This window comes from Herbaspirillum chlorophenolicum, assembly GCF_001189955.1.
GTDB lineage: Bacteria > Pseudomonadota > Gammaproteobacteria > Burkholderiales > Burkholderiaceae_D > Herbaspirillum > Herbaspirillum chlorophenolicum.
The window spans coordinates 18,745-36,235 of the sequence record NZ_LFLT01000004.1 but is presented as its reverse complement, the minus strand read 5'-3'; the positions used below and the strand labels follow the sequence as shown (position 1 = coordinate 36,235).

14 protein-coding genes are annotated in these 17,491 nt (G+C 61.9%); 4 read left to right on the top strand and 10 right to left on the bottom strand.

Translation table 11 applies throughout. The features are described 5' to 3' along the window. Positions 1-69 precede the first annotated feature (69 nt). Positions 70-1,992: a SurA N-terminal domain-containing protein gene (locus AKL28_RS04310; protein WP_050466833.1), complete on the top strand. Its 1,923-nt coding sequence runs from the start codon at positions 70-72 to the stop codon at positions 1,990-1,992. Between the two features lie 335 nt (positions 1,993-2,327). Continuing rightward, positions 2,328-3,047, top strand: coding sequence for a glutamine amidotransferase (locus AKL28_RS04305; RefSeq protein ID WP_050466832.1), 720 nt, complete (start codon positions 2,328-2,330; stop codon positions 3,045-3,047). Between the two features lie 68 nt (positions 3,048-3,115). Here the strand turns inward: AKL28_RS04305 and AKL28_RS04300 are convergent, their stop codons facing one another. After that, positions 3,116-3,766, bottom strand: a complete 651-nt coding sequence (locus AKL28_RS04300; protein WP_269432169.1) for an arylesterase — start codon at positions 3,764-3,766, stop codon at positions 3,116-3,118. A 22-nt stretch (positions 3,767-3,788) separates the two neighbouring features. On the opposite strand from AKL28_RS04300, the gene AKL28_RS04295 reads away from it, so the two are divergent. Further along, the gene (locus tag AKL28_RS04295) at positions 3,789-4,520 is read left to right on the top strand and encodes an ABC transporter ATP-binding protein (protein ID WP_050466831.1); all 732 of its coding nucleotides are present in this window, start codon (positions 3,789-3,791) and stop codon (positions 4,518-4,520) included. 8 nt (positions 4,521-4,528) lie between these two features. Here the strand turns inward: AKL28_RS04295 and AKL28_RS04290 are convergent, their stop codons facing one another. The 3 genes from AKL28_RS04290 to AKL28_RS04280 form a co-directional block, all read right to left on the bottom strand. Beyond that, positions 4,529-5,479, bottom strand: a complete 951-nt coding sequence (locus AKL28_RS04290) for a DMT family transporter (protein WP_050466830.1) — start codon at positions 5,477-5,479, stop codon at positions 4,529-4,531. Continuing rightward, on the bottom strand, positions 5,433-7,001 hold the full coding sequence (locus tag AKL28_RS04285) for a bifunctional ADP-dependent NAD(P)H-hydrate dehydratase/NAD(P)H-hydrate epimerase (RefSeq protein ID WP_050466829.1): 1,569 nt from the start codon (positions 6,999-7,001) through the stop codon (positions 5,433-5,435). Before AKL28_RS04285 ends, AKL28_RS04290 begins: the two co-directional genes overlap by 47 nt. Positions 7,002-7,221: 220 nt before the next feature. Next, a complete protein-coding gene (locus tag AKL28_RS04280; protein ID WP_050466828.1) occupies positions 7,222-8,493 on the bottom strand; it encodes an FAD-dependent oxidoreductase in 1,272 nt (423 codons plus the stop codon). 576 nt (positions 8,494-9,069) lie between these two features. On the opposite strand from AKL28_RS04280, the gene purL reads away from it, so the two are divergent. Next, positions 9,070-13,095 carry a phosphoribosylformylglycinamidine synthase gene (gene purL, locus AKL28_RS04275; protein WP_050466827.1) on the top strand — a complete coding sequence of 1,342 codons (4,026 nt, stop codon included), beginning with the start codon at positions 9,070-9,072 and terminating at the stop codon, positions 13,093-13,095. Positions 13,096-13,240: 145 nt separating this feature from the next. Here purL and AKL28_RS04270 read toward each other — a convergent pair whose 3' ends face one another. From AKL28_RS04270 to msrB, 6 genes are all read right to left on the bottom strand, one after another. Further along, entirely contained in the window at positions 13,241-14,359 is a 1,119-nt protein-coding gene (locus AKL28_RS04270) for a porin (RefSeq protein WP_050466826.1), read from the bottom strand. A gap of 261 nt (positions 14,360-14,620) precedes the next feature. After that, positions 14,621-14,950 (bottom strand): hypothetical protein, encoded by a 330-nt coding sequence (locus tag AKL28_RS24335; RefSeq protein ID WP_156226229.1) that lies wholly within the window; start codon positions 14,948-14,950, stop codon positions 14,621-14,623. A gap of 287 nt (positions 14,951-15,237) precedes the next feature. Next, on the bottom strand, positions 15,238-16,014 hold the full coding sequence (locus AKL28_RS04260) for a peptidylprolyl isomerase (RefSeq protein ID WP_050466824.1): 777 nt from the start codon (positions 16,012-16,014) through the stop codon (positions 15,238-15,240). 82 nt (positions 16,015-16,096) lie between these two features. Further along, positions 16,097-16,381 carry a BolA family protein gene (locus tag AKL28_RS04255; RefSeq protein WP_050466823.1) on the bottom strand — a complete coding sequence of 95 codons (285 nt, stop codon included), beginning with the start codon at positions 16,379-16,381 and terminating at the stop codon, positions 16,097-16,099. Beyond that, complete coding sequence (locus AKL28_RS04250) at positions 16,378-16,998, bottom strand: septation protein A (RefSeq protein WP_050466822.1); 621 nt, start codon at positions 16,996-16,998, stop codon at positions 16,378-16,380. The genes AKL28_RS04255 and AKL28_RS04250 overlap by 4 nt, the downstream gene beginning before the upstream one ends. 55 nt (positions 16,999-17,053) lie before the next feature. Then, the gene (gene msrB / locus AKL28_RS04245; protein WP_050466821.1) at positions 17,054-17,449 is read right to left on the bottom strand and encodes a peptide-methionine (R)-S-oxide reductase MsrB; all 396 of its coding nucleotides are present in this window, start codon (positions 17,447-17,449) and stop codon (positions 17,054-17,056) included. Between the last annotated feature and the right edge of the window lie 42 nt (positions 17,450-17,491).

Genomic DNA, 17,491 nt, shown 5'->3' with positions numbered 1-17,491 from the left:
TTTTTTATTACCCGATCCGGGTGGCAGGTGCGCACTTTCATTGACGGATCGTTTATTGATTGGCTATTCATGTTTGAATTCATTCGTACCCACCAGCGCCTGATGCAGTTCCTGCTGCTGCTGTTCATCTTCCCGTCGTTCGCTTTCTTCGGCCTGGAGGGCTACAGCCGCCTGACCGACGGCGACAACGCCGTGGCGAAGGTGGCCGGACAGACCATTACCAAAGAAGAGTGGGATGCCGCGCATCGCCAGCAGCTTGAGCGCATGCGCCAGGCCTATGGCAATCAGTTCGACACCAAGCTGTTCGATACGCCCGAGGCGCGCCGCGCCATCCTCGAAAACCTGATCGCGCAACGCGCGCTGGGCGCCGAAGTGGTGGCCAGCAAGCTGGTGGTGCCTGACCAGGCACTGCAGCAAAGCATCCTGCAAATCCCGGGCCTGACCAAACCGGACGGTACGTTCGATAACGACCAATACCGCGTGCTGCTGGCGGCCCAGGGCCTGACCCCGAAGGGTTATGAAGCCAGCCTGCGCCGCGAGATGGCGCTGCAGCAGCTCAATGCGGCGATCCAGAACACCGCATTCGCGCCCAGGACCGTGGCCGACAACCTGTCGAACCTGAATGACCAGGAACGCACGGTGCAGATGCTCAACTTCAAGCCGGAGAGCTACGCATCCCAGGTCAAGGTGACCGACGAGATGCTCAAGGCCTACTACGACAAGAACGGCAAGCGTTTTGAAACGCCGGAGCAGGCCAGCATCGAATACGTGGTGCTGGATGGCGCTGCCGTGGCTGCGCAGTCGCAGGTGACCGATGACGACATCAAGTCCTACTACGAGCAAAACCAGAAGCTGTACTCGACCGAAGAGCAGCGCCGCGCCAGCCACATCCTGATCGCGGTCAAGAAGGATGCGCCGGCGGCCGACAAGGCTGCCGCCAAGGCCAAGGCGGAAGGCCTGGTGGCCCAGCTGCGCAAGAATCCGGGCGATTTCGCCAAGCTGGCCAAGGCCAATTCGCAAGATCCGGGCTCGGCCGAGAACGGCGGCGACCTGGGCTTCTTCGGCCATGGCGCAATGGTCAAGCCTTTCGAGGATGCGGCGTTCGGCCTGAAGCAAGGCGAGATCAGCGATCCGGTGGAGTCGGACTTCGGCTATCACGTGATCCAAGTCACCGGCATCAAGCCGGCATCGGTCAAGCCGCTCGATTCGGTGAAGGATGAAATCGCCGGCGAGATCAAGAAGCAGATCGCGGCGAAAAAGTATTCCGAGATGGCCGACCAGTTCAATAACCTGGTCTACGAAAACGGCGACAGCCTCAAGGCGGTCTCCGACAAGCTCAAGCTGAAGATCCAGACTGCAACGGGCGTGACGCGTGCGCCCAACCCGGCTGCCGGCGCAGCGCCGTACAACAATGCCAAGTTCCTGACGGCGCTGTTTACCGACGACGTGATCAAGTCCAAGCACAACACCGAAGCCGTGCAGGTCGCCCCCAATACGCTGGTGGCTGGCCGCATCAGCGAATACAAGCCGGTGACCGTGCGTCCGTTCGAGGACGTCAAGGCTGACGTGCAGAAGGTCGTGCTGCAGCAGGAAGAGCAGGCGCTGGCCACCAAGGCCGGCCAGGCCCGCCTGGCGGAACTGCAGGCCAAGGATGATGGCGCCGGCTTCAGCGATGCCAAGGTGGTTTCGCGCGTCAAGGCCGAAGGCTGGAACGAAGAGGCGTTCACTGCCGTCATGAAGGTCGATGCCGCCAAGCTGCCGGCCTACACTGGTGTGGAAATGCCGGGCCTGGGTTATCAGATCTACCGCGTGACCAAGGTCGAACAGCCTAAGACCGTGGATGCGGCGCGCCGCAAGACCGAGCAGGAACAGATTGCCGGTGCGCTGTCGCAGCAGGAAGCGCTGGCTTACCTCGGCTACCTGCGTGAAAAGGCCAAGACCAAGCTGCTCAAGGGCGCCGCCTCGGTCAGCGCCGACGATGCCGCCAAATAAGGCATTCGTACTGCCGGGTACGCCGCAGATGTGAAGCGGCACGTACCCGGCGCCCCATGCAGGCGATAAGATGCATGGGCGCGACAATTAGGTAAAAAATTTATACAGGCCGCTTCTCCAGCGGCCTTTTTTGTTTCATTATTGAGGCGGCGCAGCATTTTTCAGCATGCCTTCCTTGTCATCCTGATCGCAGCTTGCGTCGTTTCAGCGTTATCCGGCTGCCGTAAAGTTATCGCTGCCTCCAGTCGAATTCGAAGGGCATCGCAGAAGAAATTTCCAGATGGAAATGCTTCCGATGCAATGTTTTGCCATTGAATAGTCGACCACTGCTTTCCATGCCAGCCCCAGTCCTGATCATCCAAACCGGCGATCCCAACCAGACCCTCAAAAGCAATTACGGCAGTTACGCGCGGCAGATCCAGTCTGCCGCCGGACTGGCCGACCATGAAACCGAAACCGTCACCGTGTACGAAGGGCAGGCATTGCGTTCGCCCTGTTCCTACCGTGCCGTTTTCATCACCGGTTCGCCCGCCATGGTGACCGACAAGGAAGACTGGAGCGAGCGCACTGCCGAATGGCTGCGCGATGCGGCGGCGGAAGATACGCCGATGTTCGGCATCTGCTACGGCCACCAGTTGCTGACCCATGCCTTCGGCGGCGAAGTCGGCTACAACCCGGCGGGCCGCGCGGCCGGCACCATGCATGTGGAAACCTACGACTGCTGCCGCAAGGATGCCTTGCTCAATGAGCTGCCGACCACTTTCCCGGCGCATATGCTGCACATGCAATCGGTACTGCGCCCGCCCGAGGAGGCGATCGTGATGGCGCGCTCGCCGCTGGACCCGCACCACATGCTCAAGCATGCGGAAAGCATCTATTCGACCCAGTTTCATCCGGAGTTCTCGCCGGCCTTCGTGCGGGCTCATCTGAGTTACTACGCCGATGTCTATCGCGGTTGCGGCATTGATGCCGCGGCGCTGTGCGAGAAAGTCAGCGAAACGCCACAGTCGGCCGGCTTGCTGCGCCGGTTTCTGGACTTGTACGCACGCCACTGAGCGTTACGCGACGCTCCCTGGCCCTTGCCCCCGGTCCCGGTGGCAAGGGTTTTTTATTGCCGATGCGATTACTTGAGGCCGACCAGCGGCTTGAGATGCGGCCAGACGTTATCCAGCAGCATGGCTTGCGCCTGTTCGTTGGGATGGATGCGGTCGGCCTGGAACAAGTCCATGTTGGCGGCGATGCCGTCCATGAAGAAGGGCACCAGCGGCGCCTTGTTCCGTTTGGCCAGGTGCTGGAACATGTCTGAGAAGCGGCGCGTGTAGTCGGCGCCATAGTTGGGGGGAATCTGCATGCCGACCAGCAGCACTTTGGCTTTGTTCTGGCGCGCCAGATCCATCATGGCCTGCAGGTTGTCCTGTGTGGTGTTGAGCTGCAGGCCGCGCAGGGCGTCGTTGCTGCCCAGTTCGATCACGACGATATCGGGCTTGTTCTTTTCCAGCAGGGAAGGGAGGCGATTTTTCCCGCCGATGGTGGTGTCGCCGCTGATGCTGGAGTTGATCACCACGGCATCGACCTTATTTTGCTGCAGGCGCTGCTCCAGCAGCCGGGTCCACCCCGTGCCGCGCGCCAGGCCGTATTCCGCCGAGAGGCTGTCGCCGAGCACGAGCAGGGTTTTTGGGGCAGAATAAGCGCTCATCGCCGCCAGCATCAGGGCGATGCCCGCCAGCAGCCGCAGCCATGCCTTGAGGCCGGTTCGCGCTGCGAATGTCGCCATCCTTCTTGCCTGAATGCCCTGCATGCCCGATTCCGCTGTCGTCATCGCTGCCGATCCTGCCGCCATTTCCGCTGTCCCTGCCATTGAAGTCCTTCAGTTGTCCAAACGCGTTGCCGATGCATCGGCCGAATCCGGCCAGCTCACGATTCTTTCCGGTATCGATTTTACCGTGGCGGCCGGTACCACGTTGGCCATCGTCGGCGCATCGGGCTCCGGGAAATCCACGCTGCTGGGCCTGTTGGCTGGACTGGATACGCCCAGCGAAGGTTCCGTGCGGCTGGATGGCCAAGACATTTTCGCCCTCGATGAAGACGGCCGCGCGGCGTTGCGCAAGCGCAAGCTGGGGTTCGTGTTCCAGTCCTTCCAGTTGCTCGGCCACCTGAACGCGCTGGAAAACGTGATGCTGCCGCTGGAGTTGCGCGGCGACGGCGAGGCGCGCGCCAAGGCCGAGCGGATGCTGGCGCGCGTGGGCCTGGGCAGCCGTCTCAAGCATTATCCGAAATACCTCTCCGGCGGCGAGCAGCAGCGCGTGGCGCTGGCACGCGCCTTCGTCACGGAGCCGCCGTTGCTGTTCGCCGACGAGCCCACCGGCAGCCTCGATGCCGCCACCGGCGAATCGGTGATCGGGCTGATGTTCGAGCTGAATGAGGAACGCGGCTCCACGCTGGTGCTGGTGACGCACGACAATTCCATCGCCGCGCGCTGCGCGCGCACCATCACCATCGCTGCCGGCCGTCTTGCCGGCAGTACCTGAGGTAATATTCAGACCGCTTCCATCGGATCGGCCGGCGGCAGCGGATGTGCGCGCTTGTGCTCGACATAGGCGATGCCCATGCCGCTGGCGCAGATGATGGCGATGCCGAGGAGGGTGATGCGGTCGGGGAATTGGCCGAACACCAGCCAGCCCATGCCCGATGCCGAGATGATCTGGGCGTAGAAGAATGGCGTCAGCACCGAGGCTTCAGCGTGGCGGTAGGCGTTGTTCTGCAGGAAGTGGCCGATGGTGCCGGTGAGCCCGGTGGAAATCAGGATCGCCCATTCGACCAGGTTCGGCGTATGCGAACTCCAGAAGAACGGCACCGCCAGCGTGGACAGCGCGCTGCCCATCAGCGCGCCGTAGAACAGCGTCACCATCGGGTCATCGGCCTGGTTGGCCTTGCGGTTGAGGATGGACATCAGCGCCATCGTGCAAGCCGACAGCAGGCCCAGCGCCACGCCGTGCGGCGGGATGTCGCCGCCGGGACGGATCACGATCAGCATCCCCGTAAAGCCGATCAGCACCGCGATCCAGCGCGAGAGATAAGCCTTTTCCCCCAGCAGCCAGGGCGAAACCGCCAGCACCACCAGCGGCGCGCAGAAATTCATGGCCGTGCCTTCGGCCAGCGGCACGACCTTCAATACCGAGAAAAAGATCAGCGTCGATCCCAGCAGCAGGGCGCCGCGGCCGATCTGCAGGCCCGGACGGTTGGAGCGGAAGATGCTGCGTCCGGTGCGCTTCTGGTAGAGCGGCACCATCGTGGCCGCCATGAACAGCACGTTGATGGTGTAGCGCATCCACGCGATCATCACCACGTGGTAGCCAGAGATGGCCAGCAGCTTGCCGGCCGCGTCCAGCAGGGACAGCGTCCACAACCCCGTGACAAGAAAAATGATCCCCAGCCAAAGCTTAGGTGTGTGTGCGACTCGGAACTGCGGCAGGGCGCTGGTGGACATGGTCTCGGATGATGTTGTTGAACACGGCTCTGATGGCCGGGATGAATTCGCTGGCGGTCAGTCCGACCGGGCCCAGGCCCTGGGCCACCAGGCGGTCGGCGGCGGCGCCGTGGATCCAGGTGGCGGCCAGCGCGGCGGCGCGCAGGGGCCAGCCTTGCGCCAGCAGCGCGCCGCACAGGCCGGAGAGCACGTCGCCGGTGCCGGCCGTGGAGAGCGCCGGATTGCCGGTCGGGTTGATCAGCATCTCGCCATCGGGAAAGGCGATCACGGTGCCGGCGCCCTTGAGGATGGTGATGGCGTTGAAGTGGCGTGCCAGCATGCGCGCGGCCTGGGGACGGTCGTTCTGGATGTTCTGGGTAGTAGTGTCGAGCAGGCGCGCCGCTTCCAGCGGATGCGGGGTGATGATGCTGACGATTTCCCCGCTGCCGCCGCGGCGGTCGTGCAGCTTGTGCTGCAAGGTGGGTTCGGCCGAGATCAGGTTGAGGGCGTCGGCATCGACCACGATATCGGCCTGGCTGTCGAGCGCGCGGGCGAGGATATCGTGCGCATGGCGTGACGTGCCCATGCCGGGGCCGACCACCAGCGCCGCGCTGGCGCCGAACTCGACGCGATCGGCGACGCGGAACATCAGTTCCGGATGCATGCTGTCGTAGGCCGGGCCGTCATCGACAAACGCCAGGTAGACGCGGCCGGCGCCGCCAAACGCCGCGGTGCGCGCCGCCAGTACCGGCGCCCCGGCCATGCCGCGGGCGCCGCCGACGACGATCACGTCGCCATAACTGCCCTTGTGCGAGTTGTTGGCGCGCGGCTTGAGGGATGCCGCAAAATGCGCCGGTCCGTTCAGGACGGCGCGGGTCGGCCGGTAGCAGCCGGGATCGATGTCCAGCGGCTGCAGCGTGATCAGGCCGCTATGGTCCTTGCCCTCGCAGGTATGCAAGCCGGGCTTGTCGCCGATGAACGTAATCGTGTGGGTGGCGTTGACCGCAAGGCCATCGGCGCCGCCGACGATGCTGCCGGTGTCGGCATTGAGGCCGCTGGGGACGTCGATGGACAATACCGGGCAGGGCAGGCCGTTGACGTGGTCGATGATGGCGCGCAGCTTGCTCGTGGGCGCGCGCGTCAAGCCGATGCCGAACAGGCCGTCGATCACCAGTGCCCACGATTGTTCGCGCAGGCCGGCCGGCGTGAGGTCTTCGATGAACTGGATTTCCGCTTCACGCGCACGCGCCAGCGCGCGGCGCGCATCATGGGGCTGCTTGCTCTGGTCGGCATGCAGTTGCACGGCGACTTCGATGCCGGCTTCTTCAAGGATGCAGGCGGCTTCCAGCGCATCGCCGCCATTGTTGCCGGGGCCGGCCAGGACCAGCACCGAAGGCGAGGACTGCGTGGTGGAGGACAGGAGCTGCTGCGCGTATTCGGCCACGGCCGCGCCGGCGCGCTGCATCAGGGTATAGGACGGGAGTCCGGACAAGGCGGTCTGCTCGACTTCGCGGATTTCGGCAACAGAATAGAGCGCGCTCATGGCTGTGATCGCTGGTGCGTTGGTGTTGCGGTGATCGGGATGAACTGCAGAGGTGAGGCATTGCCTCGAAATCATTCTAAGTCAATTGTGCGGAATGCGCTGCACACAGGCTGATGAAAAAAATCGGCGCAGATGAATCCGTGCGCGATTTCGTGTTTGCAGGGAGCAAAAAGAACGCCCCAGACGAGGGCCGGGGCGGGGGAGCAGGGTAAGGATCGGATCAGGCGGCCAGGTCTTGCGGCAGGAAACCTTCCGTATCCACCGCCGACTTCTCGCCGGCGACCATATCGGCCAGCACGCGCGCCGAGCCTACGGCGGCAGCCCAGCCAGTGACGCCGTGGCCGACGTTGACGAAGACGTTGCCGTGGCGCGTCGGGCCAAACAGCGGCATGCCGTTGGGCAGGATCGGGATCGTGCTGCTCCAGAAGTGCGCCTGGTTGTAATTGGCGGCGTTCGGGTAATAGTCGCCGGCGATCTTGAGCAAATTGCGCAGCGCCTTGGGCGGGATCGCCTGCGACGGCGGCATGAAGCCGAGCAGGCCGGTGATGCGGATGCGGTTGCCCAGGCGCGTCATGGCGACCTTGTAGCTGTCATCGAATAGCGCCATGTTGGGCGCATCGTCGGGGTTCTTGACCGGCACCAGCGCCGAATAGCTTTGCAGGGCGCGCATCGGCAGCGGCGTGTCCAGCGGGCGCAGCAGCTCGGCCGTCTGCATGCCGGCGGCCAGCACCACGCCATCGGTGGTCAGGCGGCTGTCCAGGTGCGGCGATTCCAGTTCCAGCACCACGCGTCCACCGAATTCGGGCTGGATGGATTTGACGGTCGAACTGAAATGGAAAGACACACCCAGTTCCTGGGCCGCGTTGCGCATCTGCTTGGCGAACAATACGCAATTGCCGGCGATGTCGTCCGGATAATAAAGTGCGCCGGCCAGGGCGGCTTCTGACGAGAAGGCCGGCTCCAGCAGGCGGATTTCAGCGGTGTCCAGCGTCTTGTGCTTGACCTCGCATTGCTGCGCGCCTTCTTGCAATGACGCCATACGCGCGGCTTCCAGCGGGGTGCGGAACAGATGGAATACGCCGTTGCTGTTTTCGTGCTCCATTGCGTAATGTTCCTGCAACTGGCGCGTGAGTTCCTGGCCATAGGCCGACAGGCGTGTGAGCCGCAGCTTGTTGGCAGCGAAGCGTTGCTGCTGGGCCTGGCGCGTCTGGCGCATCCAGCGGTTGCGCTTGAAGTCCGCACCCGATGCCAACAGGACGCGTGGTTCCTCCTGGAAACGGCCGGCGAAGGTGGCGAAGGCACCTGGCAGGGTCAGCGGCATGGCCGCGCCGGGCGCGAGCAGGCCGGAATTGCCGAACGTGGCTTCTTCCGCAGCATGGGCGCGCCGTTCGATTACGGCGACCTCATACCCCTTGGCGGCCAGGAAGTAGGCGCTGCAAATCCCTGAAAGTCCCCCGCCGATGACGGCGATCTGTCGATGTGTGTTGTTCACTCTGTGTGTCTTGGATGGCGGATCAGGCCGCTGTTGTCATCGTCATCGAATGGCCGCCTTTGTGGTCGCAATGGCAATATAGTCATTCGCGCAAGGCCGGTTTTCCAATGCGGCCGGAATGATACCCCGAAATGCCCTTGCTGCTCATAATTGAAGAGTTTCAAGAACTGCAGGTGTTTTCTGATGAACAACGCGCAAACAGGAACCGCCGATGACAAGCGTGGATCAGAAGGCGCTCCGGAGGCCGCGTCTTTCGTTGCATATTTTATGGCAAGGCACAAATTGCCCCGGTTTGTGACCGAAACCGTACTTGCAGGGGAGTAGCCGGTGCGTACGACAGCCCCTCCCGGCTGCTTGCTTTCAGTGGGCCGAATACCCCTGTCCACTGTATAATTCGGTCTTTGCTAGCAAACGCGCGCACGATCCACCAGATCAGCCCGATGCAGCGCCCTTTGTCCGTGCCAGGCATCTGCCTGTTGCAATGCGGCACCATGGGATGCATCGGCATCGGTGGACCGGTTCCAAGCCGCGCCAGCACCCGTTTTCCCGATTCAAGCTAACTGCCTCGACCTCGCCATGCTGATCTTGCCGGGCTCCAATGCCCTTTCCGCTTTCCGCACCCAACGCCTCCTGTCCCAACTGCAAGCTGTCGATCCTGCCATTACCGGCATTTCCGGCCGTTTCCTGCACTTTGTCGATGCCGCGGGAGCCCTGACCAAGGAAGACGAGGCGCGCCTGAACGGCCTGCTGACCTATGGCGACCCGTTCAACGGCAGTGACGAGGGTGAGACCTTCGTTGCGATTTCCCGTTTCGGCACGATCTCGCCCTGGGCCAGCAAGGCCACGGATATCGTCCACAACTGCGGCATGGCCCATATCCATCGCGTCGAGCGCGGCATCGTCTATCACGTCCAGATCAAGAGCGGCCTGCTGGGCGGCGCCAAGAAGCTCAATGACGCCAGCATCCCGGCCGTGGCGGCGCTGCTGCATGACCGCATGACCGAAACCGTATTGCGCCATCCGAGCGAAGCGTCCGGCCTGTTCACCGAACTGCAGGCCAAGCCGCTGGAATCGGTGGACGTGCTCGGCGGCGGCCGTACTGCCCTCGAGCGCGCCAACACCGAACTGGGCCTGGCCTTGTCGGACGACGAAATCGATTACCTGGTGGAAGCCTTCACCCGCGCGCAGCGCAATCCGACCGACGTCGAGCTGATGATGTTCGCCCAGGCCAACAGCGAACACTGCCGCCACAAGATCTTCAACGCCGACTGGACCATCGACGGCGTGGTGCAGGACAAGTCGCTGTTCGGCATGATCAAGAACACCCACCAGTTGAATCCCAAGGGCACCGTGGTGGCCTACAGCGACAATTCGTCGGTGATCGAGGGCGCGACGGTGCCGCGTTTCTACCAGCGCGGCGCGGGCCGTGGCAACGTGTATGAGGCGTCGGAAGAACTGACCCACATCCTGATGAAGGTGGAAACCCACAACCATCCGACCGCGATCTCGCCGTTCCCGGGCGCCTCCACCGGCGCCGGCGGTGAAATCCGCGACGAGGGCGCGACCGGCCGTGGCGCCAAGCCCAAGGCCGGCCTGACAGGCTTTACCGTCTCTAACCTGATGGTCACGCACGCCGTGCAGCCGTGGGAAAACGCGCGCGATGTGGCGCAGCCCGTGGCCGAGCGCGATGTCCACGCCGATGGCGGCATCTACGGCAAGCCCGAGCGCATCGCCTCGCCGCTGCAGATCATGATCGAGGGCCCGCTGGGCGGCGCCGCGTTCAACAACGAATTCGGCCGTCCCAACCTGGGCGGCTACTTCCGTACCTACGAGCAGAACGTGGACGGCGAGGTGATGGGCTACCACAAGCCGATCATGATCGCCGGCGGCATGGGCAACATCTCGGCCAAGCACACCAAAAAGAACGACCTGCCGGCAGGCAGCCTGCTGATCCAACTGGGCGGCCCCGGCATGCGCATCGGCATGGGCGGTAGCGCCGCCTCGTCGATGGCCACCGGCGTCAATACCGCCGACCTGGACTTCGACTCGGTGCAGCGCGGCAACCCGGAAATGGAGCGGCGCGCGCAGGAAGTCATCAACGCCTGCTGGGCGCTGGGCGATGAGAACCCGATCCTGTCGATCCACGATGTCGGCGCCGGCGGCCTGTCCAACGCTTTCCCGGAAATCACCAACGACGCCAAGCGCGGCGCGCTGTTCGATTTGCGCAAGGTGCCGCTGGAAGAGTCCGGCCTGGCGCCCAAGGAAATCTGGAGTAACGAGTCCCAGGAGCGCTACGTGCTGGCCATCGCGCCCGAGCACCTGGAGCTGTTCAAGTACCTGTGCGAGCGCGAGCGTTCGCCGTTCGCCGTGGTCGGTACCGCCACCGAAGAGCGCCAGTTGAAGGTGATCGACCCCGAGCACGACAACAGCCCGGTCGACATGCCGATGGACGTGTTGCTGGGCAAGCCGCCCAAGATGCACCGCGACGTCAAGCACGTCGCCAAGGAATTGCCGGCAGTGGACCTGACCGGCATGGATCTGGTGGAGGTGTCGCACCGCGTGCTGCGCCTGCCGACCGTGGCCGACAAGTCTTTCCTGATCACCATTGGCGACCGCAGCGTGGGCGCCATGACGGTGCGCGACCAGATGGTCGGCCCCTGGCAGGTGCCGGTGGCCGACGTCGCCGTGACGGCGATGGGCCTGGAAGGCTATCTCGGTGAAGCGATGGCCATGGGCGAGCGTACGCCGCTGGCCGTGATCGATGCCGCCGCATCGGGCCGCATGGCGGTGGGCGAGGCGATCACCAACATTGCCGCCGCACCGATCGCCGACATCGGCGACATCAAGCTGTCGGCCAACTGGATGGCAGCCTGCGGCCAGCCTGGCCAGGATGCCGCGCTGTTCGACACCGTCAAGGCCGTGGGCATGGAGCTGTGCCCGGCGCTGGGCGTGTCCATCCCGGTGGGCAAGGATTCGCTGTCCATGCGCAGCACCTGGCAGGATGAGGCCGGCGCCAAGTCGGTGACTTCGCCGGTGTCGCTGATCGTGTCCGGCTTTGCGCCGGTGACGGATGTGCGCCGCGTGCTGACGCCGCAATTGCACAAGGATAAGGGCGACACCGTACTGATCGTCATCGACCTCGGTCGCGGCAAGAACCGCATGGGCGCGTCGGCGCTCACGCAAGTCATGCAGCAGATCGGCAATGAAACCCCGGATGTGGACAGCGCGGAAGACCTGAAGGGCTTCTTTAACGCCATCCAGCAGCTCAATGCGGAAGGCAAGCTGCTGGCCTACCACGACCGCTCCGATGGCGGCCTGTTCGCCGCGCTGGCGGAAATGGCCTTTGCCGGCCATACCGGCATCTCAGTCAACCTCGACATTCTGACCATGGAAGGCGAGCATGCGGCCGACTGGGGCGATTCCAAGAACTGGACCTCGCAAGTGGCCGAGCGCCGCAATGAGCTGACGCTGCGCGCGCTGTTCAACGAGGAGCTGGGCGCAGTAATCCAGGTACGCGCAGAAGAGAAGTCGGACGTGATGAACGTGCTGCGCAGCTTCAACCTGGGCGCCTGCAGCCATATCATCGGCAAGCCGAACGATCGCGACGTGGTCGAATTCATGCGCGACGCCAAGAACATCTACAGCCAGACCCGCATCGAGCTGCAGCGCCTGTGGAGCGAAACCAGCTGGCGCATTGCGCGCCTGCGCGACAACCCGGCCTGTGCCGACGCCGAATACGACCGCATCCTGGATGCGGCCGACCCCGGCATCACGCCCAAGCTGAGCTTCGATCCGCAGGAAGACATCGCGGCACCGTTCCTGTCGCTGGGCGCAGCCGCCCGGCCGAAGGTGGCGATCCTGCGCGAGCAGGGCGTGAACTCGCACATCGAGACGGCGTTCGCCATGCACAAGGCCGGTTTCACCGCAGTCGACGTGCACATGAGCGACCTGATCGCCAACCGCGCCAAGCTGGATGACTTCAAGGGCTTTATCGCCGTTGGCGGCTTCTCTTATGGCGACGTGCTGGGCGCGGGCGAGGGCTGGGCCAAGACCATTCTGTTCAACGCGCAACTGGCTGAACAGTTCTCGCGCTTCTTCCAGCGCGGAGACACGTTCTCGCTGGGCATTTGCAACGGTTGCCAGATGATGAGCAACCTGAAATCGATGATCCCGGGCGCACAAGCCTGGCCCAAGTTCACCCGCAACAAGTCCGAGCAGTTCGAGGCGCGTTTCGTGAACGTGGAGGTGGCGGATTCGCCGTCGATCTTCATGCAGGGTATGGTCGGCACCCAGGCGCCGATCGCTACAGCACACGGCGAAGGCTTTGCCGACTTCTCGCAGACCGGCGATATCGCCAAGGCGATCGTCGCCATGCGCTATGTCGACAACAAGGGCGCGACGACCGAAGCCTATCCGTACAACCCGAACGGTTCGCCGCAGGGCATCACTTCGGTGACTACGCCGGACGGCCGATTCACCGTGCTGATGCCGCACGCCGAGCGTGTGTTCCGTACTGTCACGCAGTCGTGGCATCCTGAGTCCTGGGGCGAGGATTCGCCGTGGATGCGTATGTTCCGTAATGCGCGGAAGTGGGTGGGGTAATTCTGGCCGGTCTGCTTGACGGGCCGTTCAGGCGATACCGGCAATAAAAAAAGCGCAGTTCCGAAAGGAACTGCGCTTTTTGTTTTCTGGAGCAGTCTGTCTTGCGCCGCATACCTCAAGAGGTTGCGGCGCGATTCAGGCAGGATCAGAAAATGTGACGGATACCGACGCCGACGGTGGTCAGGCTGTTCTTGCCCGACGCCGAGTTGGTCAACTCATACACGGCCGCATCCTTGGCCTTGTTGTAGTCGATCGTGGTGTACAGCTGAGTACGCTTGGACAATGCGTAGTCGGCCCAGCCAACCAAGGCGTAACGCTTGCCGTCGCCGACATTGCCCAGGCCTGTGTAAGACACGTTCTTGCTCTTGTCGTAGTAGAACGCGCCGGTCAGAGTCAGGGCGTTGGTGGCCTTGTAGCTGGAGCCCAGGAAGAAGCCATTGTCCTTGCGTTGGTTGCCGGCGGTTGCCTTGACAGTGCTGGCTGTGGTCCATCCAGTGGTATCGCTATCTACAGCCATATAAGCCCCGGTAGTACCAGTGGTGTCCTTGATGTTGAACCAGCCGCCGAATACCTTCGCCGGACCGAAGTCATAGGAAGCCGACAGGTTCCAGACGGTGTCCTTGTAGCTGGAGTTATCGGGGCTCACAGTTTGCTGGAAACCACCGCCGACCGCGAAGGCACCGGCGGTATAGCGCAGAGCGCTGCTGAACTGGCTGCCTGTACGCACCGAACCGGCCTTTTCGCCGAAGGACCAGCTGACTGCAGCCGACACCGGGCCAAAGTCGTTGTCGTAGCGCACCATGTTAGGGGTACGAATCAAGGTACCTGCAGCCGGCAGCCAAGAGTTGCTTCCATAGTTACCTACGGTCAATGGATCGAAGTGGTCGGCCAGCAGGTCGAACAACGGAGTGTTCTGCTTACCCATACGAACCTTGCCGAAGCTGCCTTGCAGGCCAACCCACGACTGACGGTTGAAAAGGGTATTGGCTTGGCTCATTGCTCCAGTGTCACTGGAGAAGCCGTTTTCCAATTGAAACATGGCCTTCAGACCGCCGCCCAGATCCTCAGTGCCCTTGAAGCCGATACGGCTGTTGGCAATTGCGCCGTTGTCCACGCGGATGTTGCTGCTGCCGTTGGCGTTGGCGTTGCTGAGGTAGTGGATGCTGGTATCGACGATGCCGTAGATGGTTACGTTCGTCTGGGCAAACGCTGCGCCGCCGCTGGTCAAACCCGCTGCGAGTAGCAACAAGGAACTCTTTTTCATAGGTGTCTTTCCTGAAACCACGATGTTATTTAATGTGTGACATCACGGAGCGACCTTGTGTGCCTCCCCCGAAATGCCCGTTGTCGCCGCTCTTTTTGCTGTAGTGCTTAGTGAGCGGACGGCCTTGTCCCGATTGGGACAGGATCGAAGAATAGCAGAATGCGTATTGGTGGAATGATTGAAGTGAGGTTAAATAATTTTATTTTTCTAATTATTTATATAAAAATTATTTAAAGATAAAAATAAAATCGACGATTTTTCTCAAGGAGATATTTGCCGAGAGGATTTCCGGCGCTCAAGAATGCGCCGGGTCAACAGGCAAACTGCCGAGGCAATGGTGGCGATCATCCCGGCAAGCATCAGCCAGATCCCGATGGCGAAACCCAATGGCATTTCCGGCGTATCGCTGAATTCGGCTGTGTACAACGTGAGTACGAGGCCGCTGCACAAGAGCAACGCAAGGCCATACCAATACCATCGCGGCCAGACAGCGCGCAATCCTTGGCTGAGCGTAAATCCCAGGCAAGCGAACAGGGCGATGGCCGCTGCTGCCGGCAACAGGAATTCGGCAGACAACATGGGATGCGACATGGCGTGACTCCGGTGTACAAGTGATGAAGTGAGATGGGAGTCCGATCTCACCCGGGTGATTCCACTTTGCTGCCAATAAGACGGAGATCTCGCTGATTCGCGATCCGCGGTTGAAATTCCTTGTATAGCTACAGAGAAGAGGCGTAATGGGGAGGCATTTCGTCATTCGACAGAGCGAACAAGCTAAAAATCATGCCTGCAAAGCAACAAACCCGGCAAGGAGACCTTGACCGGGTTTGTTGGATATCGCTCCGGCAGCCAGTGATGGCCGCCGTAAAGCCAGGCAGTTACTGCACCTTGGCTTTCTTGCGCAGTTCTTCCTGGTAAGCCTGCAGCTTCTTCTGTTGCAGGGCTTCAGCGATCTGCGGCTTGACTTCGTCCAGGGTCGGTACCTTGGCCGGACGCACGTCTTCCAGCTGGATCACGTGCCAGCCGAACTGGGTCTGCACCGGAGTCTGGGTGACTTCACCCTTCTTCAGGGCGACCATGGCGTCGGAGAACGGCTTGACGAAGGAAGCCGGGGTTGCCCAGTCCAGGTCGCCGCCGTTGGCAGCCGAGCCGGTGTCTTTGGACTGCTTGGCCAGGTCTTCAAACTTGGTGCCGGCCTTCAGCTTGGCGATGATGGCCTTGGCGTCTTCTTCCTTGTCCACCAGGATGTGGCGGGCATGGTATTCCTTGTCGCCGGCCTGGGCCTTGAACTTGTCGTATTCAGCCTTGATGTCGGCGTCCGACACCGGGTTCTTCTTCAGGTAGTCGGCGATCAGGGCGCGGATCACGATGGACTGGCGGGCCAGTTCCAGCTGGTTCTTGACGTCCTGGCTGCTGGACAGGCCTTGCTTGTCGGCTTCCTGCATCAGGATTTCACGGTTGATCAGCTCTTCCTTGATGGCGCCGCGCAGTTGCGGGCTGTCCGGCTGGCCTTGGGAGGTCATTTGCTTGACCATCAGGTCGGCGCGGGAGGAGGGAATAGCCTTGCCGTTCACGACAGCCAGGTTTTGTGCGAGAGCCGGGATCGAAGCGATTGCAAACAGCAGAACCAGCAGACGAGCAGGTTTAAATGTCATTATTGCATCCTAAAAAATAAAGGAGTAAATCAAAATGGAGATGAAAACAGGAAGGAGTGGCGTCTGTTCTTTGTTCTTGATTTCAGTCGGTTGCCTCTGATGGGGCGAGCGCCACAATGGCCAATGCGTGGATCTCTTGTTGCATCAGATCGGACAGGCAATCATACACCAGCCGATGGCGATTAACCCTATTTTTACCTTCAAACAAGTTCGAGACGAGGCGGACCCTGTAATGACCTCCGCCTGAGGCCGCGCCCGCATGGCCAGCATGCAGGGCGGACTCGTCCTCGACCAGACACTGGCTGGGTGAGAAAGTTGCAATCAGCCGTTCGCGGATGCGTTCGGGACGCGTATCGGCAGCGCTCATTCGGCGTCTTTCATGTACTTCGACAGGAACAGGCTCTGGCCGATGATGAAGACGAACATCAGTCCCATGCTGCCGAACATCTTGAAGTTCACCCAGGTATCGAGCGGGTAGTTGAACGCGATGTAGAGGTTGAGCGCGCCCATGGCGGCGAAAAACAGGATCCACGCCAGGTTCAGGCGGGGCCAGATGGGTTCCGGCAGGCTGACCTGCTTTTCCATCATCACGCGGATCAGGTTCTTTTTCATGAACAGCTGCGAGAACAGCAGCGCCACGCCGAAGCACCAGTACAGGATGGTCGGTTTCCACTTGATGAACGTGTCGTCGCGGAAATAGATGGTGGCGCCGCCGAAGACGACGATGATCGCCAGCGACACCCACAGCATGCCGTCGATCTTGCGCCGGCGCAGCAGCAGCCAGGCAATCTGCGCCAGCGAGGCAACGATCGCCACCGCCGTCGACAGCAGGATGGGGGCTTGCGCCGCGGTGACCGCACCGCTGGACATGGCGCCGCCCAGGTATTGCATTACCAGTTCCTGCGCGGCCGAGGGATGGCCCTCGGCCCACTTGAACACGCCGAAAAACAGGATGATGGGGAACAGGTCGAACAGAAACTTCATTGTGCGGACTTCTTTTCGAAGATAAGAAAATTAATCGGGAGCGGCCATTGCGGCATCAGGCCGGGTCGAACCGCAGCGACGCCGAATTGATGCAGTAGCGCAGTCCGGTCGGCGGCGGGCCGTCGGGAAAGACGTGGCCCAGGTGGGCGTCGCAGACGTTGCAGATGATCTCGGTGCGAATCATGCCATAACTGCGGTCGATTTTTTCACGCACGTTGGCTGCATCGATGGGTTCGAAGTAGCTGGGCCAGCCGCAGCCGGAGTCGAACTTGGCGTCTGAGGTGAACAGCGGCGTGTCGCAGCAGACGCAGGTATAGGTGCCGGCCTCGTGATGGTCCCAGTAGCGGCCGGTGAAGGCGCGCTCGGTGGCGGCCTCGCGGGCTACCTGGTATTCGATCGGCTCAAGCTGCTCGCGCCATTGGGCTTCGGTCTTTTCTACGCGGTTGGACATGATGGGCTCCTGTTGTGCTGGTGTCTTGCGATGGCGTTGGCC